Here is a 22,491-nt window from a genome sequence, read left to right on the forward strand (position 1 = left end):
TCTACCCTTGATGCGCCTGAAGTTGCGCTTGATGAAGATGCGTCGGCAGACGCCGTGCGAGCGCCGCGAGAAAGACGGCCTCGTGTTGCCTGAGAAAGAAATGGCCGCCCTCGAACCAGTCGAGCGTGAATGCGCTGCCGGTCTCTTCGGACCAGGCCGCCACGGCCGGCACCTCGATGTCGTCCTGGCGTCCCGCGAAGGCATGGATCGGCAGCGGGAGCGGCGGCCAGGCGGCGACATGGACGTGGCTGCGGCAGACGCGGCGGTCGGCGCGCAGCGTGTCCAGCGTGATACGCATGAGTTCTTCGCTCGCGAACACCTCTTCGGGCGTGCCGCCCTGCTTGCGCAGTTCGGCGATCAGCGAGGCGTCGTCTTCGCCGCCGTCGAAACGTTCGGGGTCGCGCCGGGAAGGCGCCGAGCAGCCGGACACCAGCAGCGCGCGCGGCAACGGCCGCCGCAACGACTGAAGCCGGCGGGTCACGCCATGCGCGAGCAAGGCGCCCATGCTGTGACCGAAGAGCGCGAAGTCGCCGCGCATCGCGTCGGCCTGCTCGGTGCAGATGCGCGCGACCAGCGCATCGAAGTCCTCGACAAAGACTTCGCCCATGCGCGCGCCGCGCCCCGGCAGCTCCACCGGCACGATGCGGACCCACGGCGGCAGGAAACGCCGCCACCGCAGGTACATCGAGGCGCTGGCGCCCGCACATGGCAGGCACAGCAGCGCCAGGGGCGCCTGGGCGCTCATCAACCGGCTGCGGTTTCCGTGGCCGGTGCGTCCGCCTGTTGCTGCTGCATCCAATCGCGCAGCGACCTGGGCCGCATGTCGGTCCAGTGGCTCTCTACGTAGGCGAGGACTGTCTTCTTGTCGCCCTGGACGCCTTCCACGGCAGTCCATCCGCCGGGAACGGCTTTCCAGTGGGGCCAGATGGAGTACTGGTCTTCGTGATTGACCAGAACGATGAAGGCTTCGTCTTCGCGGTCAAAACAGCTCGTCGACATCGGTGCATCCTTGTTTGATTGAACAGAGAGAAAGGAGCGCACCGCAGCCGGTCGCGGACCGGACGGAATCTCGGCGCCCCTGCCAAGAGGACGCTTCAGAGGCCGATCTGTTCATTTTTCACGGAAGGACGGCGGGCGCCGTGGAGGCGCCGGGCCGGAACGCGCGCCGTGGGGCGCGTTCGCACTGGATGCAGGGGGTTATTGGCCGGTGGAGGGCCCGGAGTCGTCGTCCGGCGGCTCGTCGCCGAAGTCGTTGACCGGCGGGACGAAACCCGCGAGGAGCCAGAGTTGGGCCGCCTTGTCGTAGGCCCGGCGGTGCGCGGGGTCGGCGAGGAGCCAGGCTGTCATTTCAGTGCGCGCGGCTTCATCGAAGCTTTCGCCGTCGTGCTCGCGCTGCACCCAGTCCCATGCGGTATTCCAGATGGGATCGCCCGTTTCCTGTGTCATTCGTGAAGCTGTTCGCGTTGTCCGTCGAAGCCGGGGCTTGAATGAACCCGGCCGGTTCAACGCGCATTTTCGCGGGAAATCGATTCGATCCCGCGACGGAGAAAGCCGCGGCTACTGCGCGTCGCTTTCGAGCAGCAGGTGGCCGCACGACTTGATCGCGTTGGCGGCTTCGGCGATCAGCCCATTTACGAGGCCCAGCGCGCAACCCAGGCGCGTCGCGATCTCGCGCTGCGTGAGGCCTTCGAGGCGGTAGAGCTCGAACACCAGCCGTGTGCGGGGCGAGAGGCCGGCAAGCACTTTGTCGATGGCAGTGATCACCTGGCGCTCGCACAACATGCGGTCGGGCGTCGAAGCGGTTGTCGGCATGTCGAGCAGCTCCACGTCCACATCGAAGGTGCGATAGCTGGCTTCGACGCGGTGGCGGCGGCAATAGTCCAGCGCCATGTTGCGCACCACCTGGCAGCAATAGCCGATGGGACGGTCGGCCTGGCGCACACAGGGGCCGTCAGCGATCTTCAGGTAGGCGTCCTGCACGACGTCGTCGGCGAGGTCCGCCGTGTTGACGATCTTCCGGGCGACCCGCCAGAGCTGCGCCCGATGGGCGATGAAAACCTCTGCGAGCGAAGGCTCGGATGAATGCGGCAACGGCATGTTCAACACCTCTTCCTCCAGTTCCAGTGAGCGAGCCGGGACAGGCCGCAGGTCCGATTTACCACTTTCGATGTAACAATCGGAATAAGAATCATTGCTATTTATAGGCGGATTTTGAGGCATTTCCATGACCCTTCCGGATCGACACTCAAACAAACGACATGAGGAGCCCCGAGAAGATCCGCCGCGACAGATCGGATGGCCGGGCGATCCGCGAGAGAACGCGGAACCTGGCACAGGGGGCCGCGATAATAGCCGACTTGCGCTTCGAGCAACATTTGCACAACAAGATTGCGGCGAAGCGCTGCCGCCCAACATGCATCGCGCCGCCCTTCTCATTCCTTTGCCCGCGGGCGATATCCATCTCTGGCTCTGCCCTTACGGCGACTCCGGCGATCCCGCGCTCGACGCAAGCTATCGCGCACTGTTGACGCCGCAGGAACTGGCACAAAGAGATCGCTTCCACTTCGCGCGCGACCGGCATCGCTACCTGCTGACCCGGGTGCTGGTGCGCAAGATCCTCTCGCGCTACGCACCGATCGAGCCGCACGACTGGCGCTTCGCCAACGGCCCCTTCGGTCGCCCCCGCATCGACGACGACCCGGACGTCGAAGAAACACGCGGCCTGGACTTCAACCTGAGCCACACCGCCGGCCTCATCGTGCTGGCGATTGCCCGCAACATCGAACTGGGCGTCGACGTCGAGAACATCCGCCGCCCCGCCGTGCTCGAGGCCGTCGATCATTTCTTCGCACCGGCCGAGGCCAGGTCGCTGGGCGCATTGCCGGCCGCGCTGCAGCCACATCGCTTCTTCGAGCTGTGGACCTTGAAGGAAAGCTACATCAAGGCACGCGGCATGGGCCTGCAGATACCGCTCGACAGCTTCGCCTTTGCGCTCGATGTCCCGGGCGACGTCGGCTTCTCGCTTGCCGATCCGCACGGCAACGCGGCATGGCACTTCCAGCAACTGCAGCCCACGCCCGACCACATGGTGGCGCTCTGCAGTTCCCGCGACGCGCGCATCGTCTGCCGCGAAACCGCGCCGCTGCAATGGGAGCGGCCGCTCGAAGTCGCCACGGAGCGCGCATCTAAAATTCCGCCCCTTTCCCCGATCCCTCCCTCATGAACATCGTCGTCAACGAAGAACTCAAAGCCTATATCGATCCCATGTCTCCGGAGGAATACGCGGCGCTGGAACGCAGCATCCTCACCGAGGGCTGCCGCGACGCGCTGGTGCTGTGGGGCGACGTGCTGGTGGACGGCCACCACCGCTATGGCATCTGCCAGAAGCACGGCCTGCCGTTCCAGACGGTGCAGAACCCGCGCTTCAAGACGATGGAGGACGTGCACCTCTGGATGATCGATCAGCACCTGGGCCGGCGCAGCATCTCGGACTACCAGCGCGGCGTGCTGGCGCTCCGAAAGAAAGTCATCGTCGACGACCAACGCTCCCGCGCGCTGTCGGAAACGTCGTCGTCGGAAGACCCGCCTTTCGATGTCGACACGCCCGCCGGCGAATCTCCCGCCGACAATGCCAGTGCTCTGCCCCCGCCCGCGCCGCTGAACAGCCGCGAATCCATCGCCAAGGCCGCGCGCCTGAGCAGCAGCCAGGTCGTGATGATCGAGAAGATCCAGAAGCAGGCCGCGCCCGAACTGGTGGCAGCCGTGAAGTCGGGTGTGATCTCGATCAACACCGCTGCCGCCGTGGCAAGCCTCCCTGCCGAAGAACAGGTCTCCGCAGCGAACGCGGGCAAGGACGAGCTCAAGCAAGCGGCCAAGCGCGTGCGCGAGGCCAAGCGCAAGCCGCGCGAAGAATCGCCCGAGCCGGCATCGGACGATCAAGCCGCCAAGCCCGATACGGTCGAAGCGCTGGCGCAGCGCGTGGCCGAACTCACGCGCGAGAACGACGCCCTGCGCAAGCAGGTCGCCGATCTGCAGGCACAACTGGCGGAACAGCTGGCCGATTGACGGCGAGGCGCGAGCCCCGCCGACGCCTGTCTTACAACTGAATCTCGCTGATCTTCGCGCCCGACAGCGAGACGCCGGCCTCCAGGCCCACATTGGTCAGCACGAAGCCAACGACCGGTTGCCGGATCGTGTTGGTGTCGACACTGCCGTTAGCACCGATGGTGGCAACGGCCACCGTGGCATCGGCGCCAGCCGTCCAGCCCTTGCTGCTGCGGAACTTGTCGAGCGCGGCCTGCGTGGTGAACAGGTAGATCACCGCCTTCGATTGCGCGCCAGCCTGGAAGCCCAGCGAGCCCGCCGTGGTGCTGTAGTACGACTGCGTGCGGCCGTTCACGCGCAGTGCGCCGCGCCCGTATTCGGCACCGACGCCCAAGCTGGCGCCGACCACCGCCGGGAACACCAGCACGCCGCTCGACTTGGCGACCAGCTCGCGCGATCCCTTCACCGAGTCGTACAGCTTGGACAACGAGGCGTCGACCTGCGCGTCGATGGACGTGCGCGTGGACACGCTGCTGGCCTGGTTCTGCGGGCGCGTCGTGGTGCATCCGACAAAAGCCAGACTGCAGGCCACGACGACGGACGAGAACGCGAGGGTACGGAGGTTCATGGTGTTCATGATGATTCCTTTGCAAAAACATGGATCCGGCAGAAAAGCCTCTGCCTGCGGCGGCAGATCGATCCATGCTAAGCCGGTAAAAACACGAAGAATCCGATGTGGGAATACCGCCTACGCGAAGTCAGGCCGCGAGACTGCGCAGGCACCGGCCACGGTTGAAACCGGGGTTCTTGAACCCGTTTTTTTTTGCACCGCAGCATCGATCCCATGGGCCTCGTGGTCTTCGGCATCGCGATCTTCGCGCTGCGGGCCGCGACCAGTTGCTGGTGGCTCGCGCGCTACAACGCCGGTCCCGCGGAATGGCTGTGCCACAGCCTGGTCTCGGGCAGCCCGCAGGCAATGCGACGCCACGACACTGCAAGCGTCCGCGCCGACGCGCCCGTTCGACGAATCACCCGGCCAAGGCCGGCCCCGCTCAGGGAAGAGGCGTGATGCGGTCGGTCGCCGGCGGCGCGAGCGGGCTGTTCGCCTTGATGTAGGCCTCCAGCGCGTCCACGTCCTGGTCGCCGCCGAGCACGTCGGTGCCCTGGTTGAACACGGTGAAGTTGTCGCCCCCGGTGGCCAGGAAACTGTTCATCGTGACGCGATAGTTCGCCGCCGGATCGATGGCCGTGCCGTTCAGCGCCATGTTGCTGATGCGCGAGCCGCCCGGCGCCGAGAGGCTGTAGCTGTAGGTCAGTCCGCGCGAGGGCAGCAGCACCTTCGGCGCGGCCACCGTGTTGGAGCCGCTGTTGAACTGCTGCTCGAGCACCGCCTTGATCTGCGCGCCCGTCAGCGTCTTCACCACCAGGCTGTTGCCGAAGGGCTGCACCGCGAAGATCTGGCCGTAGGTAACGCTGCCGTCCTGTGCCGGCGCGAGGTCGGCACGCACGCCGCCGGGGTTCATGAAGGCGATCTGCGCGGCGCCCTTGCCGGCCGGGCTGGTGGCCGCCAGTTGCGCATCGGCGATCAGGTTGCCGAGCGCGCTTTCCTTCGACGCCACCTGCGTGCGCGTGGCCGTGGCGGTGAGCGAGCCCACGACGCGCTGCACCAGCGGCCCGGCGATCGCGAGGTATTGGCTGATGAGCGCGGCCACTTCCTGGTTCTTGCCGAACACGGGGTACTGGTCGGTCAGCGCGATGGTGTTCGCGCCGCTGGTGTAGGCCTCGCCCTGCACGATCACGTTGTCGGCGGTCTTGGCCGTCACCTTGCGGGTGCGGGTGTCGATGGTGAGGTTGATGTCGGTCAGCAGCGTGCCGTATTGGCCCGCGCTCGTCAGCAGGAAAGGCTTGGCCGGGTTGGTCTTGCCGTAGTCGCAGATGTACGAGCGGTGCGTGTGGCCCGAGATCACCACGTCGACCGCCGTGTCCAACTTGTTCAGGATCGGCAGGATGTCGCCGCTCAGGCCCGCGCAGCTCTTGTCGTTGTAGCCGACGGTGGTGGTGCCGCCTTCGTGGATCACCACGATGATGGCGTCCGCGCCCTGCGCCTTCAGTTGCGGAATCAGCGCATTGGCTGTGTCGGCTTCGTCCTTGAAGCTCAGGCCCGCAACGCCGGCGGGCGTCACGATGTTGGGCGTGCCCTTGAGGGTCATGCCGATGAATGCCACCTTCGCCGTGGCGCCGTCCTTGGTGAAGCTCTTCATGCCGGTGGCGGGGAACAGCGTGTTGCCGTCGGTCTTCACCGTGTTGGCCGCGAGAAAGCCGAAGTTCGCGCCCGGGAAGGCCTTGTTCACGCGGCAGGGTTCGAGCGCGGTGTTCTTGGCGCAGCCGCCGTTCTTCATGCGCAGCAGTTCGGTCTGGCCCTTGTCGAACTCGTGGTTGCCAACGGCGTTGAAGTCGATCTTCATCGCGTTCACGGCCTCGATGGTCGACTCGTCGAGGAACAGCGCCGACACCAGCGGCGAGGCGCCGATCATGTCGCCCGCCGACACCACCGCGTTGTTCTCGTTCTTCGCCTTGAGCGAGGCGACCGCCGAGGCCAGGTAGGCCGCGCCGCCCGCGGGGACCGGCACGGTGCCGCCGCCGGCGGCGGGTGCGGTGATCGACAGCTTGGGCGGTTCGAGGTTGCCGTGCAGGTCGTTGAAGGCGATGAGCTTCACGTCGATGCTGCCGGGCGTGGCCGGTGCGGGGGGAGGCGCCGGTGCGGGCGGAGGCGCCGGCGGCAGAAAGGGAAAGAAACTGCTTGAGCTGCCACTGCCGCCGCAAGCGGACAAGGTGGCCAGGACGACACTCGCCAGCGCGAGATGTTTCAGCGATGCATGCATGGATCTGCTCCTCCGTATTGGAATGCAGCGCATGCTGGCCACCCGACATGACGGCGGCGTGACCATCCCCTTGCCACGCGGGGGCTCAGAAGGTGTGAATGAATCCGGCGTGCCCGAGCAGCCCGCTCAGGCGCCCCCGATCAAGGCGCAAAGCGCAGCCATAGCTCGGGCTATGGCGAGCATTTGCAACGCCGAGCGGGGGTGTCTGGGCGGGATGAGCGGGCATGGCGGGTTCGTTCACACCTTCTCAGGGCAACGCCACCAGCTCCATCGAAACCCCGGGACCGAACGCAGTGCGCAGCAGCGTGCGAGCCTTGGCGCTGCGTTCGTCGGTGAGCGACTGCACCGCCAGCCACCCGTCCTTCGGCCGCCGCTGCAGGTGCCAGCCTTCCTGTCCCAGACGGATGAGTTCGGCAAGCGCCGAAGCGTCCGCCACCGGCAATGCGGTGGGCACGATATCGAGCCAGTCCACCACCTGGTCGGCCTCGCCGCCCAGCCGTGAGGCGGCCCCCTCGGCCAGCACGCGCTGCGTTGCCGCGTCTCTCACCTCACCTTGGAGGATGATGCCGTTGCCGTGCCAGCGTATCTCGAGCGGCGCGCCTGCCGCTTGCGAGTTTCCCGTCGTGAAGTGCCAGGCGACGGCCAGCACGATCAGGCAGGCAGCCGCCGATGCGATGAGGGCGGCTCGCAGATGAAGGCGGCGTGATGGTTCCAAGGCCGCGAGAGTGCCACGCGCAACGTGACATGGTTGTGACCGTCCCCACGTCGCATGTAGACTGATTCGATGACCCCCGAAGCCCTGCTCGCCCACTGCGACAACGCCGCGCTGTGGCCTGCCGACCGCCCCGCCCGCGGCCCTGCCGATGTTGCCGCCGCCTACCATGACGCGCTCGCGCTGCGAGCCCTCCGGCTCGCGCGCGGCGAGCGGCCGGTCGGCTACAAGATCGGTTTCACCAACCGCACGATCCGGCAGCGCTACGGCGTGTTCGGGCCGATCTGGGGTCCGGTATGGAACACGACGCTCATGCGTTGCGATGGACAGGGAACGGTGGACCTCACGGGCACCCTGCAGCCCCGCATCGAGCCGAAAATCGTCTTCGGCATTGCCGCGACACCGCCGCACGACGCCACGCTGGAACAGGTCTTCGGCTGCATCGATTCGCTGGCCGTCAGCCTGCACTGAACGGACCGATGCGGCCCGACCTCGATTCCCTCGCGCTCTTCCTGAGCGCCCTGGATTCCGGCAGCTTGTCGAAAGCGGCGGAGGAGCACCACATGGTGCTGTCGGCCGCGAGCCGCCGCATCCGCATCCTCGAGACCGAGTTCGGCGTGCCGCTTTTTCAGCGCACCTCCAAGGGCGTGACGGTGACCGGCGCGGGCGAGTCGCTGGCCATTCATGCCCGGCTGATCCTGCGCGACGTCGACCGCATGCGCGCCGACCTCTCGGACTATGCGCAGGGCGCGACCGGCCGCGTGCGGCTGCAGGCCAATGCATCGGCCATGGGCCAGTTCCTGCCCGACGACGTGGCGAGCTTTCGGCGCAGCTATCCCGAGATTCGCGTCGATGTGGAGGAGCACCGCAGCGTGTGGATCGTGCAGGCGATCCGCGACCGGCAGGCCGATGTCGGCGTGATCACCGGCGACACCGCGGACACGACGCTCAACTTCATTCCCTACCGCATGGACAGGCTGGTGGCCATCGTCCACCGCAAGCACCCGTACCGCAACCGTGAGGTGTCGTTCGCCGAGTTGCTCGACTTCGATTTCGTGGGCCTGGAGAACGACTCGGCCATCGCCCGCACCATCGAGGATGCGGCGGTCGCCGCGCGCAAGGTGCTGCGCCTGCGCGTGAAGGTCAAGAGCTTCGAGGCGGTGTGCCGGATGATCGAGGCCGGCATGGGCGTGGGCATCCTGCCCGAGGGCGCTGCGGCCACCTACCGCAAGGAAATGGGCCTGCGCTTCCTGAATCTGTCCGACGCCTGGGCGTCGCGCCGCATGTACCTCTGCACGCGGCAGGAGACGCTGACGTTTCCGCAGCGCCGCCTGGTCGATCACCTGCTCTCGCGCTACGTGCCGTAGCGCAAGGCGCAAGCGCCTTACTTCTTCAGCGCTTCCACCAGGTCGAGCACCATGCGATCCGGGCCGAAGGTGTCGATGCCGTGGGCCAGCAGCGTCTCGACGGCCTCTGCGATGCCGTGGCTCGCCGACGACTGCTGCGCCATGTCGTTGTAGTAGCCCAGGTCCTTCTTGGCATTGGCCATCGAGAACTTCAGCGAATCCGTGCTGCCCGTCAGCAGCTTGGGCTTGACGCGTTCCAGCGCCACGCCGTTGCCGCCGCCCTTGGCGAGCACATCGACGAACACATCGGGCGCCACGCCCGCGCGTTGCGCGCACGCCGCCGCTTCGCAGAGCAGCGCCACGGTGCCGAGCGACACGAAGTTGTGCAGCAGCTTCATCGCATGGCCCGCACCGATGCCGCCCACGTGCGTGATGTTCTCGGCAAAGCAGCGCAGCAGCGGCAGGCACGAGGCCAGCACCTCGGCATCGCCGCCCACCAGCAGGTTGAGCCGGCCTTCGGCGGCTTCCTTGGCCGTGCGCGTCATCGGCGCATCGAGGAACTTGCCGCCCTTGGCCTGCACGGCCTCTGCAACCTTGGTGGTGGAGTCGGGCACGGCGGTCGAGCAGTCGATCACCACGGTGCCGGGGCGCAGGCTCGCGAGCGCGCCCCCCTTTCCATCCTGGCCCAGCATCACGGCCTCGACCTGCGGCGTGCCGGTGACGCAGAGGATCAGCACGTCGACCTCCGCGGCCAGTGCCGTCACGTCAGAAACGGCGGTGGCGCCGGCCGCGAGCAGCGCGCCCACGGGCTGGTTGCCGGGGTGATCGAGGATGGTCAGCTTGTGGCCGTGCTTGACGATGTTCTGCGCGATGCCGCTGCCCATCAGGCCGACACCGACCAGGCCGACGCGGCGGGGCTGCTGTGCTTCTTGTGCGTTGTTCGTGTTCATGGGTTCACCCGTGTTTGATGGCGATGGTCTTGAGGGTCGTGAAGCCTAGCAGGGCTTCGAAACCCTTCTCGCGGCCGAAGCCACTCGACTTGACACCGCCGAACGGCAGCTCCACGCCGCCCGCCGCGCCGTAGTTGTTGATGAAGACCTGCCCGCAGTGCAGCTTGTTCGCCACGCGCAACTGCCGGCCGCCGTCGCGCGTCCACACGCCGGCCACCAGGCCGAAATCGGTGCCATTTGCGAGCCTGATCGCTTCGGCTTCGTCGGCAAAGGGCATCACCGCCAGCACGGGGCCGAAGACCTCGCGCTGCGCGAGTTCGCTGTCGGCGGGCACATCGCGGAACAGCACGGCCTCCTGGTAGTAGCCATTGGCCGATGCGTTCGGCGACACCGTGCCGCGCGCCGCCACCTTCACGCCGTTCGCCTCGGCGGTCGCGACCATGTCGCGCACCTGGCGGAACTGCTTTTCGTTGATGAGCGGTCCCATGTCCAGGTCATCGGCAGGCGGCCCCGAGCGCACGGCCGCAAAGCGCTCGGACAGCCGTCTCACGACCTCTTCGTAGACCGATTGCTCGACCAGCACGCGGCTGCCCGCCGAGCAGGTCTGGCCGGCGTTCTGGATGATCGCGTTGAGCAGCACCGGCACCGCCGCATCGAGGTCTGCGTCGGCGAACACGAGCTGCGGCGACTTGCCACCCAGTTCCAGCGTGACGGGGCAATGTCGCTCGGCCGCCGCGAGGCCCACGCTGCGGCCGGTGACGGTCGAGCCGGTGAACGAGATGTGGTCGATGCCCGGATGCGCGCACAGCGCCGCGCCTGCCTCCCTGCCGTAACCCGTCACCACATTGAGCGCGCCAGCGGGAAAGCCCACCTCGGTCGCGATTTCCGCCAGGCGCAGCAGCGAGAGGCTCGCGTCCTCGGCCGGCTTGACCACGCAGGCGTTGCCCGCGGCGAGCGATGCGCCCACGCTGCGGCCCGCGATCTGCATCGGGTAGTTCCAGGGAATGATGTGTCCGGTCACGCCGTGCGGCATGCGCACCGTCAGCACCGTGTAGCCACGCTCGTAGGGCAGCGTGTCGCCGTGCAGCTTGTCGCAGGCACCGGCGTAGTACTCGAAGTAGCGCGCAAGCGCGGTCGCGTCGTTGCGCGCCACGCGCAGCGCCTTGCCCGTGTCGCGGGCTTCGAGTTGGGCGAGCTCCTCGTGATGCTGCATCACCGCGGCGCCCAGCTTGGCGAGCAGGCGGCCGCGCTCGAGCGCGGTCGTCGCGCCCCAGGGGCCGTCGAAGTTCTCGCCCATGGCGCGGCGCGCGGCGCGCACTGCGGTGTCCACGTCGGCAGTCGTACCGCGCGCGATCTGGCCGAATTTCTGGCCGTCGCTCGGGTCGATCACGTCGATGGTGGCGTTGCCTTCGGACGCCACGCGGCGGCCGTCGATGTAGTGGGTTGCGTCGTTGCTCATTGAATCTGTCTCCTTGCGCGCGGTGCCGTGTGGGCATGCCGCGATGTCGTCACCGGGGTTCCGGCCAGGGGCGCTGTGCTTCGCGGATCTGCTCGAAGGCGCGGCTGAACTGCAGCACGCCCAGGTCGTCGAAGCGGCGGCCTGCGATCTGCAGGCCGATGGGAAGGCCTTCGGCCGAGTAGCCGCAGTTGATCGACGCGGCCGGTTGCTCCGACATGTTGTAGGGCACGGTAAAGCCGATGTGCTCCAGCGGCAGCATCGGGTCGTTGGTCGGCGAAGCATGATCCGCGGGCGCGGGCATGTTCGGCGACACCGGCGAGATCAAGAAGTCGTAGCCCTTGGTCGCCGCGATCGTTGCCGCGCGCGTCGCGATGAACTGGCTGTAGGCGTCGAAGATGTGCGCGCCCGAAAAACCGGCGGCGCTCTCGGCCCAGTCGCGGATGTACGGCAGGATCCTGGCGCGCTTCTCGGACGGCATGGCCTGGATGTCGATGCAGGAGCGCATGCGCCAGAAATGGTCCATGCCCTGCAGCATCTTCGTCGTCATGAAGGCCGGGATTTCTTCGATGTGCGCGCCGGCGGCTTCGATGCGCTTGGCGGCGCGGCGCACCGCCTGGGCGATCTGCGGATCGAGCGGCAGGCCGCACCCCGCGTCCATGTGCAGCGCCACGCGCTTGCCCTTGAGGAACGACGGGTCGACCTCGAAGGCGTTCCAGTCGATGGTGGGCGCGGGCAGTTCCGAATAGTCGCGGTCGTCAGGTTGCGCGACCGACGCCATCATCAGCGCCGAGTCGGCCACCGTGCGCGTCATCGGGCCGGCGCAGCGTCCCATGTAGGGCGTGCTCAGCGGAATGCGGCCGAAGCTGGGCTTGAGCGTGTAGATGCCGCACCAGCTGGCCGGCAGGCGCAGCGAGCCGCCGATGTCGGTGCCCACGTGCAGCGGACCGTAGCCTGCGGCAGCCGCCGCGCCGGCACCCGCGCTGGAGCCGCCCGGCGTGCGCGACAGGTCCCACGGGTTGCGCGAGAGCTCATGAAAGCTCGACAGGCCCGACGACAGCATGCCCAGGTCGGGCATCGTGGTCTTGGTCACCAGCACGGTGCCGTCTTCCTTCAGGCGGGCGGCGGGTGGCGAGTCCTGCACCATCGGCACGAGGTCGTAGGCGGCGGTGCCCAGCGGCATCGGGTCGCCTTCGGTCGCAAGGTTGTCCTTGATGGTCACGGGCACGCCGTCGAGCGCCCCGCGTGGCGTACCGGCCAGCCAGCGCGCTTCGGAGGCGCGGGCCTGTTCGAGCGCGCGTTCGGGACGAAACAGCCAGGTGGCGTGCAGTTCGGGCTCGCAGGCCGCGATGCGTTCGTTGACCGAACGCACCACGTCGACCGGGGAGAGTTCCTTGGCCGTGTAGGCCGCATGCAGTTCCTGCACGCTCAGCGCGTAGAGGGGTTTGGTCATCGCATCAACCCCACGAGATCGCGGCCAGGTCGTTCACCACGATCGGCATGCTGGCCCACAGGCCCTTGACCTCCTTGCGCGCGATGGTGGGAAAGACCGCCTGGTAGAGAAAGCCGTTGACCGCATCGGTCGCGAGTTGGCGCTGCGCCTCGGCCAGCAGGTCGGCGCGGCGCTTCTTGTTCTCTTCGTTCTGGATCGCAACGAACATGTCGCGGAACTTCTTCGAGTCGTAGCCCCAGTAGTAATCGGGCTCGGTGTACTTCACCAGGTCGAAGGGCTCGACATGCGCGACCATCGTGAGATCGAAGTCGTGCGCGCCGCCGAAGGTGCCGCTCAGCCATTGCGCCCACTCGACGTTCTGGATCTTCACCTGGATGCCGATCTGCGCCAGTTGCGCGGCGATCATCTCGCCGCCCTGCCGTGCGTAAGAAGGCGGCGGCAGCGTCAGGCGCAGTTCGAGCGGCGTCTTCACGCCGGCTTCGGCCAGCAGCCGTTTGGCCTTCTCGATGTCATAGGGGTTGATCGCGGTGGTGTCGATGAAACCCGGTGCGCCCATCGCATAGTGGCTGCCGATGGGCTTGCCGAAGCCGTCCGCAGCGCCCTGAATGATCGTGTTGCGGTCGAGCGCCGCCAGGATCGCGCGGCGCACGCGCACGTCGTCCAGCGGTTTCTTGCGGTTGTTGATGGTGAGGATCACCTTGCCGCGCGTGCCCACCTCCAGCACCTGGAAGCGCGGGTTGCCCTTGAACTGCGCGACCGAGCGAGTGCCCGCGCGCGGGAAGATGTCGATGTCGTTCGCCATCAGTGCGGCAGTCTGCGCGGCGGTGTCGGACATGAAGCGGAAGACGAACTTCTCGACCTTCGCGAGACCCGGATCGCGGTACGTCGGCGACTTGACCAGCGTGCACGAGGCGCCGCGCTGCCATGCGGCCAGCTTGTAGGGGCCGGTGCCGACCGGCGCGGTCGCATTCGTCTCGGAGCTCTTGGGCTCGACGATGCAGGCGGTGGACTGGCCCAGCATGAACGGCAGGTCGGGGTTCGACAGCGTGCTGTTGACGCCCACCGTGTATTCGTCGAGCACCACGGTGCCGATCTCGCTGAAGAAGCGCTTGTCCTTGTTCGTGCTCTTGGCGCCGCTCGCGCGGTCGAACGAGAACTTGACCGTCGCCGCGTTGAAAGGCTGTCCGTTCTGGAAGCGCACGCCGCGGCGCAGCTTGAAGACGAAGGTCTTCATGTCCGGCGACGACGACCAGCTCTCGGCGAGCATCGGCGTGACCGAGCCGTCGGCGTTGACCTTGGTGAGCGTCTCGAAGATGTTGTATTGCGTGATCTCGGCAATGGCCGATGCGGCGCCCGCGGTCGGGTCCAGGCCCGGCGGTTCCAGCGGCATGCCGATGCTCAACGTGTTCTTGCCCGTCTGCGCTTGCGCGAGCGGGAGGAAAGCGCCCGGGATCGCCGCGGCCATGGCGGTGCCCATGAGGGTGCGTCGCTTCAACATTCGATATCTCTCCAGAAGTAAAGGGATGACCGCGCGACTCAGGTCGCGGGCGTCTGCAGTACGGCGGACAGCAGCGTCCGCGTGTAGGGGTGCTTGGCGTGGCGGAACAGGTGGCCCGGTGCGCCCTGCTCCACGATCTGGCCTTTGAAGACCACGGCGACGTCGTCGCACAGGTGGTTGACCACCGCGAGGTCGTGGCTGATGAGCAGGTAGCTGATGCCGAACTGCTGCTGCAGGTCCTGCATGAGGTTGAGCACCTGCGCCTGCACCGACACGTCGAGCGCGCTTACCGGCTCGTCGGCGACGATGAGCTTGGGGCGCGTGATGAGCGCGCGTGCAATCGCGATGCGCTGTCGTTGCCCGCCCGAGAACTCGTGCGGGTACTTGTCCATGTCGGAGGTGCGCAGGCCGACGGCAGCGAGCGATTCGGCGGCGCGTTCGCGTTGTTCCTTCCGGGAAACCTCGGCCAGTGCTTCGAGCGGCTCGGCGACGATGCGTGCGACGGTCTGGCGCGGGTCGAGCGAACCATACGGGTCTTGAAAGACCATCTGGAAATCGCGGCGCGCCGTGCGCAGTTCGCTCTTGGACAGCGTGTGCAGGTCGCGCCCGAGCAGCTTCACGCTGCCCGAGGTGGGCGTATCCAGTGCCATCACGAGGCGCGCGATGGTCGATTTTCCCGAGCCCGATTCACCGACGATGCCGAGGCTGCGGCCTGCTTCGACCTTGAAGCTCACGCCGTTGAGCGCCTTGACGGTGGGCGGCGGCGAGAAGAGCTTTTCGCGCGGCAGGTCGTAGTGCCGAACGAGATCGGTCACCTGCAGCAGCGGTTGGGAGCTGGCGGAAAGGTTCATGCGGCGACGGCGTCCTGCGCAGCGATTTCCTCGAGACGCAAACAGCGCACGGCATGGCCGTCCGGCGCCATGATCAGCGGAGGCTTCGTGGTGTAGCAGGCATCGGCCGTGAAGCCGCAGCGCCCTGCGAACGCGCAACCGCGCGGCAGGTCCACGAGCTCGGGCACGCTGCCACGGATGGTGGCAAGGCGGCCGGTCCGCGGCGCACCGAGAACCGGCCGCGCCGCGAACAGGCCGCGTGTATAGGGATGCGAGCGCTCGGCGAACACGGCCTTCGTCGGGCCGCTCTCGACCATGCTGCCGCCGTACATCACGAGCATGCGCTGCACGCTGTTGGCGATCACGCCGAGGTCGTGCGAGATCAGGATGAGCGCCATGCCCATCTCGGCGACCAGGCTCTGGATCAGGTCCAGCACCTGCTTCTGGATGGTCACGTCGAGCGCGGTGGTGGGCTCGTCCGCGATCAGCAGGTCGGGGCCGCAGGCCAGCGCCATCGCGATGCCGATGCGCTGGCGTTGACCGCCCGAGAACTGGTGCGGATACGCATCGAGCCGAGAGGCTGCATCGGGAATGCCCACGCGTTCCAGCAGGCCCAGCGCTTCCTGTCGCGCCTCGGTTTTGGAAAGCCCGCGATGCAGCCGCAGCGGCTCGCCGACCTGGCGCGCGATGGTGTGCACCGGGTTCAGCGCCGTCATCGGCTCCTGGAAGATCATGCCGATGCGATTGCCGCGAATGCCGCACATCGCCTTCTCGGGCAGGCCGACGAGCTCCTGCCCGTCGAGGCGGATGCTGCCGCTGACCTTCGCGGTCGAGGGCAGAAGGCCCATGAGCGACATCACGGTGATCGATTTGCCGCAGCCCGACTCGCCCACGATGCCCAGCGTCTCGCCGCGCTCCAGGGAAAAAGAAATGCCGCGCACCGCTTCGGCGGGGCCGCGCTGGGTCTGCAGGCCGATGTGGAGATCGTTGACTTCGAGAAGAGGCATGGTTCAGCGGGCCCGTGCAAGGCGCGGGTCGAGCAGGTCGCGCAGACCGTCGCCGAGCAGGTTGAGGCCCAGCACCGCCAGTGCGATCGCCATGCCAGGGAACACGGCCAGGAGCGGTTGCTGGAACATGAGCGTCTGCGCCTCGCTGAGCATGCGGCCCCACGAGGGCTGGGGCGGCTGCGTGCCGAGACCGAGGTACGACAGCGCCGCCTCCGCGAGGATCGCGATAGCGAAGCGGATGGTGATCTGCACGATCAGCACCGCCGAGATGTTCGGCAGCACGTGCTGCATCGTGATCGAGAACGAACCCTTGCCGCAGGCACGGGCAGCGGAGATGTACTCGCGCGACCAGATCGCATTGGCCGAGGCGCGCGTGATGCGCGCGAAGGTCGGGATGTTGTAGATGCCGATCGCGACGATGGCGTTGACGATGCCGGCGCCGAACACCGCCGTCATCATGATCGCCGAGAGGATCGCGGGGAACGCGAGCGAGAAGTCGGCGAAACGCATGATCGCTTCTTCGACCCAGCCGCGCCGTGCGGCCGCCAGCAGGCCCAGTGCAGTACCGACCACAAGGCCGATGCCAACGGCGATGACGCCGACCAGGATGGATGCGCGCGCACCCACAAGCAGCAGCGAGGCCACGTCGCGCCCGAAGGCATCGGTGCCGAGCCAGTGCGCGGCCGAGGGCGACTGCATCTTGTTGGCCATGTCCATCTCGTACGGCGACCACGGGGTCCACACGAACGACACGAGCGCGGCCAGGAGCAGCAGCAGCGCGAGGACGGCGCCGATGACGAAGCTGCGGTGGTGTCGCGCGCGACGCCAGAAGCCCGGCACCGTGAGCGCGGCTGCGCTGGGAACCGCGGGAGCGGCGATGGTGTTCATATGTCGCTCGCCTTGATGCGCGGGTCGATCACGGCATAGAGCACATCGACCACGAAATTCACGATGACGACAAGCGCCGCGAGCAGCATCACGCAGTTGCGCACGACGACGAGGTCGCGGTTGCTGATGGCCTGGAAGATCAGCCGGCCGAGGCCCGGCAGGTAGAACACGTTCTCGATCACGATGGTGCCCGCGAGCAATTCGGAAAACTGCATGCCCATCACGGTGATGACGGGAATCATCGCGTTGCGCAACACGTGCAGCCACAGCACGGCGCGTTGCGACACGCCCTTGGCGCGCGCGGTGCGAACGAAATCCTCGCGCATCACTTCGAGCACGGCTGAACGCGTGATGCGCGCGAGGATCGCGGCTTGCACGACTGCAAGAGACAGCGCCGGCAGCAGCAGCGACTTCACGCCGCCCAGCACGCCCTCGCCCCAGCCATCGAAGCCGCCCGCGGAGAACCACTGCAGCTTCACCGAGAACACCAGGATCAAGAGAATCGCGAACCAGAAATTCGGAATCGCGATGCCCACCTGCGTCATGCCCATCAGGCCGACGTCGCCCATCTTGTTGTGACGCGCGGCCGCCGTCACGCCGACGACGAGCGCGAGCACGGTGGTGAGCGTCATCGCGAGCACGGCCAGGGGCACGGTGAGCGCGAGGCGTTCGAGGATGAGGTCGAGCACCGGCGAGCCGTAGGCGTAGCTGTCGCCCAGGTTACCGGTGAGGATGCCGCCGATCCAGTGCCAGTAGCGCGTCCACGCGGGCTGGTCGAGGCCCAGTTTCGTGGCGAGTGCAGCCACCGCGTCGGGCGACGCGTCGGGGCCCATGAGCATCTGCGCGGCGTTGCCGGGCAGGATCTCCAGGACGAGGAACACGATGACCGACGCGCCGATCAGCGTGCCGACCAGCGTTGCCAAGCGCTTGAGCAGGAAGAGGCCCATCTATCTGCCTTTATGCCTCGTGCAAAGCCGGGTCATCATCCGATGCAGCTGGCGACGGCGCGGCCCACGTCGACCGTGTTCGCCGTGCCGCCCATGTCGCGCGTGCGCGGGCCTTCGCCCAGCACGGTCTCGATGGCCGACATCACCGCGGCCGAAGCCTGCGCGTACACGGGGTCGCCGTTGCCGAGGTGGTCGAGCATCAGCGCGGCCGACCAGATCTGGCCGATCGGGTTGGCAATGCCCTTGCCCGCGATGTCGGGCGCCGAACCGTGCACCGGTTCGAACAGCGACGGGAACGCGCGCTCGGGATTCAGGTTGGCCGACGGCGCGATGCCGATGGTGCCGGTGCATGCCGGGCCGAGGTCGGACAGGATGTCGCCGAAGAGGTTGGAGGCCACGACCACATCGAACCAGTCGGGGTGCTGCACGAAATGCGCGCACAGGATGTCGATGTGGTACTTGCTCGTGGCGATGTCGGGATGGCGCTTGGCCATCTCGGCCAGGCGCTCGTCCCAGTACGGCATGGTGATCGAGATGCCGTTCGACTTGGTCGCCGCCACGAGATTCTTGCGCGGGCGCTTGCTCGCGAGCTCGTAGGCGTACTTGAGGATGCGGTCGACGCCGTGGCGCGTGAACACGGCCTCCTGGATCGCCATTTCGCGCGACGTGCCTTCGAAGAGGCGTCCGCCGACCGAGGTGTATTCGCCCTCGGTGTTCTCGCGCACCACGAGGAAGTCGATGTCGCCGGGCTTGCGATGCGCGAGCGGTCCGGGCACGCCGGGCATCAGGCGCACGGGACGCAGGTTCACATACTGGTCGAACTCGCGGCGGATCTTGATCAGGAGGCCCCACACGGCGATGTGGTCGGGTACCTTGTCGGGCGCGCCGACGGCGCCGAAGTAGATGGCGTCATGGCCCTTGATCCGGTCGTCCCAGTCGGCCGGCATCATGAGGCCGTGGCGCACATAGTGGTCGGAGCCCCAGTCGAAGTGATCGAAGCTGAATTCGATGCCGAACTTGCGGCTCACGGCCTCCAGCACGCGAAGGCCCTCGGGTACCACTTCGACCCCGATGCCGTCACCCGGGATGACGGCGATTTTGTGTTTTCTTTGCTGCATCGAATACCTGCTTCAAGACTGTTTCGCGAGCAAGTCTAGAAGCAGGCGGCGTGCCACCGGATGGGGGTTCGCACGTACTTTGCCTTGCAATTATAAGAAGTCTCTATGGCATGGCTTGCAAGGTAACTCGCCTTTTACCACGGGCAAAAAGGCGCCTCTACCTACGAATTTGGCGAAGGCCTTGAGCCTGAGCCGGACCAGACTTGAGCTGCTTTGAATGCGCTGGAATCCGGGGTCGTCGCGCTCGATGCATATGGCAGACCCGGAAAGTGAAAAGCCCCTGCAACTCATTGAGCTGCAGGGGCTTCTGACTGGCGGAGTGGACGGGACTCGAACCCGCGACCCCCGGCGTGACAGGCCGGTATTCTAACCAACTGAACTACCACTCCTGGTAGACAACGTTCACTCCTTGCGGAGCCGAGTGTTGACAACTCGTGCCTGCTTCACTTGCATGAAACTGGCGACCCTACGGGGATTCGAACCCCGGTAGCCACCGTGAAAGGGTGGTGTCCTAGGCCTCTAGACGATAGGGTCAAAACCTTAGGAACCGTGCTGCGATCAGCACTTATCTTCTTCTCGACACTTTGATGGTGGAGGTAAACGGGATCGAACCGATGACCTCTTGCATGCCATGCAAGCGCTCTCCCAGCTGAGCTATACCCCCTCTTTGACATTCAGGCTCTTCTTTTCAGAATTACCGTGTGTCGGTGTCGAGCCTCAAATTATAGACCGAAAAATCAGGCCCTTTTCAAACGCTCCACAACTTTTTCGCGAGAAAAGATGGCGAGCACCGAATCGAGGGATGGCGTCTGCGGTGTTCCCATCACAAGGACGCGAACCGGCATGGCCAGCACGGGCATTTTCACAGAATGCGCGGCCAGCACTTCCTTGATGGCCGCGGCAATCGAAACTTTTTCCCACGTCACGCCCGCAAGCTTCTCGGCGAGCGTCGCGATGACGGGCTTCACCGCATCGGTCACGTGCTGCGCGCGATCGGCTTCGCTCGGCGTCACGTCCGCATAGAACGCCGCAGCCCAGTCGGCCAGCGCGACCGTGGTTTCGCAGCGGTCCTTGAAGAGCGCACAGATGGCCGTGAGCCGGTCGTCGGCCTCGATGCCGCGCTTCTTCAGTTGCGCGGCCACGAGCGGCGCAAGTTCCGCATCGGCCTTCGCCTTGATGTACTGCGCGTTGACCCACGCGAGCTTCGCCGCATCCCATTGCGCGGGGCTCTTGGAGAGGTGCGAACCGTCGAACCAGCTCACCATCTGCTCGCGCGTGAAGAGTTCATCGTCGCCGTGGCTCCAGCCCAGGCGCGCGAGGTAGTTCAGCATCGCTTCGGGCAGGTAGCCGTTCTCTTCGTAGGCAGTGACGCTCACCGCGCCGCGGCGCTTCGAGAGCTTCTGCCCGTCGTCGCCCAGGATCACCGGCACATGGCCGAACTGGGGCAGCGGTGCGCCGAGCGCGCGGAAGATATTGATCTGCCAGGGCGTGTTGTTGATGTGCTCGTCGCCGCGGAACACGTGCGTGATGTTCATGTCCCAGTCGTCGACCACCACCGCGAAGTTGTAGGTGGGCACACCGTCGGGCCGCAGGATGATCAGGTCGTCGATCTCGCGGTTGTTGATGGTGATCTCGCCCTTGACGAGATCGTTCCAGGTCACGTCGCCTTCGGGCGGGTTGCAGAAGCGCACCACCGGCGGCACGCCTTCGGGCACGGGCGGCAGTACCTTGCCCGGCTCGGGCCGCCAACGACGGTCATACAGCGTCTTTTCGCCGCGCGCGCGTTGCGCTTCGCGCATCTCGTCGAGCTCGGCCGGCGTGCAGTAGCAGTGGTAGGCCGTGCCGGCCGCAAGCATCTGCGCGATGACTTCGCGGTAGCGCGCGAGGCGCTGCATCTGGTAGATCGGGCCTTCGTCGTAGTCGAGGCCGAGCCAATGCATCGACGCGAGGATCTGGTCGGTCGAGTCCTGCGTGGAGCGGGCCACGTCGGTGTCCTCGATGCGCAGCACGAACTCACCGCCGTGGTGGCGCGCATACGCCCAAGAATAGAGCGCGGTGCGGGCCGTGCCCAGGTGAAGGAAGCCAGTGGGAGACGGGGCGATGCGGGTGCGAACTTTGCCGGACATGAAACTCGATTCAGGTGTTCAGGGTGCTCAGGCCGCGCGAAAGGTCGGCCGTGATGTCGTCGATGTATTCGAGGCCGACCGCAACGCGGATCAGCCCCTGGCTGATGCCTGCCGCCTGGCGCTGCACTTCGGTGAGGCGGCCGTGCGACGTCGTGCCGGGGTGCGTGATGATGGTCTTGGTGTCGCCCAGGTTGGTGGCGATGCTCACCACGCGTGTGCTGTTGATCACGTGGAAGGCGTTGGCGCGCGCGGCTTCTGGCGTGTCGCCGACCACGTCGAACGACACGACCGCCCCGCCCTGCCCCGACTGCTGGCGCATGGCGAGCTCGTGCTGCCCATGCGATGCGAGACCGGGGTAATAGACACGCGCGATACCGGGCTGCTTCTCGAGCCATTGCGCCACGGCCAGCGCATTCGCGCATTGAGCCTTCATGCGAATACCGAGCGTTTCCAGGCCCTTGAGCACGACCCATGCATTGAACGGCGACAGCGCCATGCCGGCGGTGCGCACGATGGGACCGAACACGTCGACGATGAGCTTCGACGGACCGCAGATCGCGCCAGCCATCACACGACCTTGGCCGTCCAGATACTTGGTACCCGAATGGATGATGAGGTCGGCGCCCAGTTCGGCCGGCCGCTGCAGCACCGGGGTGCAAAAGCAGTTGTCGACCGCGAGCAACGCGCCCGCGCCGTGTGCCAATTCGGCGAGCGCCTTGATGTCGCAGACTTCCGTGAGCGGATTGGTCGGCGTTTCGGCGAACAGCAGCTTGGTGTTCGGCTTGATCGCTGCGCGCCATTCGGCCACATCGGTCTGCGAGACGAAGGTGGTCTCGACGCCGAACTTGGCGAACTCCTTGCCGAACAGGTTCAGCGTGGAGCCGAACACCGAACGCGAGCAGATCACGTGGTCGCCGGCCTTCAGCAGGCCCATGCACATCATGAGGATCGCGCCCATGCCGGTAGACGCGCCGATGGCCGCTTCAGTGCCTTCGAGCGCAGCCAGGCGCTGCTCGAAGCTGGTCACCGTCGGGTTGGAAGTGCGCGAATAGGTAAAGCCCTGCTCGGTGCCGGCGAAGCGGCGCGCCGAGGTTTCGGCATCAGGCTGCACGAAGCCGCTGGTCAGGAACAGCGCTTCGGAATGCTCGCCATGCTGGCTGGGCGCCAGCCCGGTGCGCAGCGCGAGCGTGTCGCGGTGCAGTCCGGGCGGCAGGGTTCGTTCGTCTGTCACTTC

23 protein-coding genes and 3 tRNA genes are annotated in these 22,491 nt (G+C 66.5%); 5 read left to right on the forward strand and 21 right to left on the reverse strand.

The window, feature by feature from the left end:
- Position 1 precedes the first annotated feature (1 nt).
- The 4 genes from J2W23_RS27445 to J2W23_RS27460 form a co-directional block, all read right to left on the reverse strand.
- Positions 2 to 745, reverse strand: a complete 744-nt coding sequence (locus tag J2W23_RS27445) for a thioesterase II family protein (protein WP_307651003.1) — start codon at positions 743 to 745, stop codon at positions 2 to 4.
- Entirely contained in the window at positions 745 to 999 is a 255-nt protein-coding gene (locus tag J2W23_RS27450) for an MbtH family protein (RefSeq protein WP_176656154.1), read from the reverse strand. Before J2W23_RS27450 ends, J2W23_RS27445 begins: the two co-directional genes overlap by 1 nt.
- Positions 1,000 to 1,197: 198 nt before the next feature.
- Positions 1,198 to 1,446, reverse strand: a complete 249-nt coding sequence (locus tag J2W23_RS27455) for a FecR/PupR family sigma factor regulator (RefSeq protein ID WP_307651004.1) — start codon at positions 1,444 to 1,446, stop codon at positions 1,198 to 1,200.
- 111 nt (positions 1,447 to 1,557) lie between these two features.
- Positions 1,558 to 2,097, reverse strand: coding sequence for a sigma-70 family RNA polymerase sigma factor (locus J2W23_RS27460; RefSeq protein ID WP_176657607.1), 540 nt, complete (start codon positions 2,095 to 2,097; stop codon positions 1,558 to 1,560).
- A gap of 316 nt (positions 2,098 to 2,413) precedes the next feature.
- Between J2W23_RS27460 and J2W23_RS27465 the strand changes: the two genes are divergently transcribed.
- The gene (locus tag J2W23_RS27465; protein WP_307651005.1) at positions 2,414 to 3,223 is read left to right on the forward strand and encodes a 4'-phosphopantetheinyl transferase family protein; all 810 of its coding nucleotides are present in this window, start codon (positions 2,414 to 2,416) and stop codon (positions 3,221 to 3,223) included.
- A complete protein-coding gene (locus J2W23_RS27470; RefSeq protein ID WP_307651006.1) occupies positions 3,220 to 4,065 on the forward strand; it encodes a plasmid replication/partition related protein in 846 nt (281 codons plus the stop codon). The genes J2W23_RS27465 and J2W23_RS27470 overlap by 4 nt, the downstream gene beginning before the upstream one ends.
- Positions 4,066 to 4,096: 31 nt before the next feature.
- Here J2W23_RS27470 and J2W23_RS27475 read toward each other — a convergent pair whose 3' ends face one another.
- Positions 4,097 to 4,681 carry a BPSL1445 family SYLF domain-containing lipoprotein gene (locus J2W23_RS27475; protein WP_176656150.1) on the reverse strand — a complete coding sequence of 195 codons (585 nt, stop codon included), beginning with the start codon at positions 4,679 to 4,681 and terminating at the stop codon, positions 4,097 to 4,099.
- 186 nt (positions 4,682 to 4,867) lie between these two features.
- Here J2W23_RS27475 and J2W23_RS27480 point away from each other — a divergent pair, with 186 nt between their 5' ends.
- Entirely contained in the window at positions 4,868 to 5,113 is a 246-nt protein-coding gene (locus tag J2W23_RS27480; protein ID WP_307651007.1) for a DUF418 domain-containing protein, read from the forward strand.
- On the opposite strand, the gene J2W23_RS27485 is transcribed toward J2W23_RS27480, so the two are convergent.
- Both J2W23_RS27485 and J2W23_RS27490 read right to left on the reverse strand, forming a co-directional pair.
- On the reverse strand, positions 5,097 to 6,926 hold the full coding sequence (locus J2W23_RS27485) for a bifunctional metallophosphatase/5'-nucleotidase (RefSeq protein WP_307651008.1): 1,830 nt from the start codon (positions 6,924 to 6,926) through the stop codon (positions 5,097 to 5,099). The genes J2W23_RS27480 and J2W23_RS27485 overlap by 17 nt on opposite strands.
- 247 nt (positions 6,927 to 7,173) lie before the next feature.
- Positions 7,174 to 7,641: a hypothetical protein gene (locus J2W23_RS27490; RefSeq protein WP_307651009.1), complete on the reverse strand. Its 468-nt coding sequence runs from the start codon at positions 7,639 to 7,641 to the stop codon at positions 7,174 to 7,176.
- Between the two features lie 69 nt (positions 7,642 to 7,710).
- On the opposite strand from J2W23_RS27490, the gene J2W23_RS27495 reads away from it, so the two are divergent.
- Both J2W23_RS27495 and J2W23_RS27500 read left to right on the forward strand, forming a co-directional pair.
- Positions 7,711 to 8,109 (forward strand): hypothetical protein, encoded by a 399-nt coding sequence (locus J2W23_RS27495; RefSeq protein WP_307651010.1) that lies wholly within the window; start codon positions 7,711 to 7,713, stop codon positions 8,107 to 8,109.
- An 8-nt stretch (positions 8,110 to 8,117) separates the two neighbouring features.
- Positions 8,118 to 9,005 carry a LysR family transcriptional regulator gene (locus J2W23_RS27500; RefSeq protein WP_176656147.1) on the forward strand — a complete coding sequence of 296 codons (888 nt, stop codon included), beginning with the start codon at positions 8,118 to 8,120 and terminating at the stop codon, positions 9,003 to 9,005.
- Positions 9,006 to 9,022: 17 nt separating this feature from the next.
- On the opposite strand, the gene J2W23_RS27505 is transcribed toward J2W23_RS27500, so the two are convergent.
- The 14 genes from J2W23_RS27505 to J2W23_RS27570 form a co-directional block, all read right to left on the reverse strand.
- Positions 9,023 to 9,934 carry an NAD(P)-dependent oxidoreductase gene (locus J2W23_RS27505; RefSeq protein WP_307651011.1) on the reverse strand — a complete coding sequence of 304 codons (912 nt, stop codon included), beginning with the start codon at positions 9,932 to 9,934 and terminating at the stop codon, positions 9,023 to 9,025.
- A gap of 4 nt (positions 9,935 to 9,938) precedes the next feature.
- Positions 9,939 to 11,393, reverse strand: coding sequence for an aldehyde dehydrogenase family protein (locus tag J2W23_RS27510; protein WP_307651012.1), 1,455 nt, complete (start codon positions 11,391 to 11,393; stop codon positions 9,939 to 9,941).
- Positions 11,394 to 11,442: 49 nt separating this feature from the next.
- The gene (locus tag J2W23_RS27515) at positions 11,443 to 12,843 is read right to left on the reverse strand and encodes an amidase (RefSeq protein WP_307651013.1); all 1,401 of its coding nucleotides are present in this window, start codon (positions 12,841 to 12,843) and stop codon (positions 11,443 to 11,445) included.
- A gap of 4 nt (positions 12,844 to 12,847) precedes the next feature.
- Complete coding sequence (locus J2W23_RS27520) at positions 12,848 to 14,341, reverse strand: ABC transporter substrate-binding protein (RefSeq protein WP_307651014.1); 1,494 nt, start codon at positions 14,339 to 14,341, stop codon at positions 12,848 to 12,850.
- A 38-nt stretch (positions 14,342 to 14,379) separates the two neighbouring features.
- Complete coding sequence (locus J2W23_RS27525; protein ID WP_307651015.1) at positions 14,380 to 15,192, reverse strand: ATP-binding cassette domain-containing protein; 813 nt, start codon at positions 15,190 to 15,192, stop codon at positions 14,380 to 14,382.
- A complete protein-coding gene (locus tag J2W23_RS27530) occupies positions 15,189 to 16,178 on the reverse strand; it encodes an ABC transporter ATP-binding protein (RefSeq protein ID WP_307651016.1) in 990 nt (329 codons plus the stop codon). The genes J2W23_RS27525 and J2W23_RS27530 overlap by 4 nt, the downstream gene beginning before the upstream one ends.
- A 3-nt stretch (positions 16,179 to 16,181) precedes the next feature.
- Positions 16,182 to 17,066 carry an ABC transporter permease gene (locus tag J2W23_RS27535; RefSeq protein WP_176656140.1) on the reverse strand — a complete coding sequence of 295 codons (885 nt, stop codon included), beginning with the start codon at positions 17,064 to 17,066 and terminating at the stop codon, positions 16,182 to 16,184.
- Positions 17,063 to 18,013: an ABC transporter permease gene (locus J2W23_RS27540; RefSeq protein ID WP_013542725.1), complete on the reverse strand. Its 951-nt coding sequence runs from the start codon at positions 18,011 to 18,013 to the stop codon at positions 17,063 to 17,065. The genes J2W23_RS27535 and J2W23_RS27540 overlap by 4 nt, the downstream gene beginning before the upstream one ends.
- Positions 18,014 to 18,048: 35 nt before the next feature.
- Positions 18,049 to 19,131, reverse strand: coding sequence for a tartrate dehydrogenase (locus J2W23_RS27545; RefSeq protein ID WP_307651017.1), 1,083 nt, complete (start codon positions 19,129 to 19,131; stop codon positions 18,049 to 18,051).
- Between the two features lie 312 nt (positions 19,132 to 19,443).
- Positions 19,444 to 19,520: transfer RNA gene (locus J2W23_RS27550), tRNA-Asp, on the reverse strand.
- A 69-nt stretch (positions 19,521 to 19,589) separates the two neighbouring features.
- A tRNA-Glu gene (locus tag J2W23_RS27555) sits at positions 19,590 to 19,665 on the reverse strand.
- A gap of 54 nt (positions 19,666 to 19,719) precedes the next feature.
- Positions 19,720 to 19,795 (reverse strand) — tRNA-Ala (locus tag J2W23_RS27560).
- Positions 19,796 to 19,868: 73 nt separating this feature from the next.
- Positions 19,869 to 21,257 (reverse strand): glutamate--tRNA ligase, encoded by a 1,389-nt coding sequence (gene gltX / locus J2W23_RS27565; RefSeq protein ID WP_307651018.1) that lies wholly within the window; start codon positions 21,255 to 21,257, stop codon positions 19,869 to 19,871.
- A 10-nt stretch (positions 21,258 to 21,267) separates the two neighbouring features.
- Positions 21,268 to 22,488, reverse strand: coding sequence for an O-succinylhomoserine sulfhydrylase (locus J2W23_RS27570; protein ID WP_307651019.1), 1,221 nt, complete (start codon positions 22,486 to 22,488; stop codon positions 21,268 to 21,270).
- Positions 22,489 to 22,491: the final 3 nt, after the last annotated feature.

This window comes from Variovorax boronicumulans (assembly GCF_030812215.1).
GTDB lineage: Bacteria > Pseudomonadota > Gammaproteobacteria > Burkholderiales > Burkholderiaceae_C > Variovorax > Variovorax boronicumulans_C.

Coding starts and splice junctions, on each gene's coding strand:
- J2W23_RS27445 (WP_307651003.1), bottom strand. CDS start 745: ATGAGCGCCCAGGCGCCCCTGGCGCTGCTGTGCCTGCCATGTGCGGGC.
- J2W23_RS27450 (WP_176656154.1), bottom strand. CDS start 999: ATGTCGACGAGCTGTTTTGACCGCGAAGACGAAGCCTTCATCGTTCTG.
- J2W23_RS27455 (WP_307651004.1), bottom strand. CDS start 1,446: ATGACACAGGAAACGGGCGATCCCATCTGGAATACCGCATGGGACTGG.
- J2W23_RS27460 (WP_176657607.1), bottom strand. CDS start 2,097: ATGCCGTTGCCGCATTCATCCGAGCCTTCGCTCGCAGAGGTTTTCATC.
- J2W23_RS27465 (WP_307651005.1), top strand. CDS start 2,414: ATGCATCGCGCCGCCCTTCTCATTCCTTTGCCCGCGGGCGATATCCAT.
- J2W23_RS27470 (WP_307651006.1), top strand. CDS start 3,220: ATGAACATCGTCGTCAACGAAGAACTCAAAGCCTATATCGATCCCATG.
- J2W23_RS27475 (WP_176656150.1), bottom strand. CDS start 4,681: ATGAACACCATGAACCTCCGTACCCTCGCGTTCTCGTCCGTCGTCGTG.
- J2W23_RS27485 (WP_307651008.1), bottom strand. CDS start 6,926: ATGCATGCATCGCTGAAACATCTCGCGCTGGCGAGTGTCGTCCTGGCC.
- J2W23_RS27495 (WP_307651010.1), top strand. CDS start 7,711: ATGACCCCCGAAGCCCTGCTCGCCCACTGCGACAACGCCGCGCTGTGG.
- J2W23_RS27500 (WP_176656147.1), top strand. CDS start 8,118: ATGCGGCCCGACCTCGATTCCCTCGCGCTCTTCCTGAGCGCCCTGGAT.
- J2W23_RS27505 (WP_307651011.1), bottom strand. CDS start 9,934: ATGAACACGAACAACGCACAAGAAGCACAGCAGCCCCGCCGCGTCGGC.
- J2W23_RS27510 (WP_307651012.1), bottom strand. CDS start 11,393: ATGAGCAACGACGCAACCCACTACATCGACGGCCGCCGCGTGGCGTCC.
- J2W23_RS27515 (WP_307651013.1), bottom strand. CDS start 12,843: ATGACCAAACCCCTCTACGCGCTGAGCGTGCAGGAACTGCATGCGGCC.
- J2W23_RS27520 (WP_307651014.1), bottom strand. CDS start 14,341: ATGTTGAAGCGACGCACCCTCATGGGCACCGCCATGGCCGCGGCGATC.
- J2W23_RS27525 (WP_307651015.1), bottom strand. CDS start 15,192: ATGAACCTTTCCGCCAGCTCCCAACCGCTGCTGCAGGTGACCGATCTC.
- J2W23_RS27530 (WP_307651016.1), bottom strand. CDS start 16,178: ATGCCTCTTCTCGAAGTCAACGATCTCCACATCGGCCTGCAGACCCAG.
- J2W23_RS27535 (WP_176656140.1), bottom strand. CDS start 17,066: ATGAACACCATCGCCGCTCCCGCGGTTCCCAGCGCAGCCGCGCTCACG.
- J2W23_RS27540 (WP_013542725.1), bottom strand. CDS start 18,013: ATGGGCCTCTTCCTGCTCAAGCGCTTGGCAACGCTGGTCGGCACGCTG.
- J2W23_RS27545 (WP_307651017.1), bottom strand. CDS start 19,131: ATGCAGCAAAGAAAACACAAAATCGCCGTCATCCCGGGTGACGGCATC.
- gltX (WP_307651018.1), bottom strand. CDS start 21,257: ATGTCCGGCAAAGTTCGCACCCGCATCGCCCCGTCTCCCACTGGCTTC.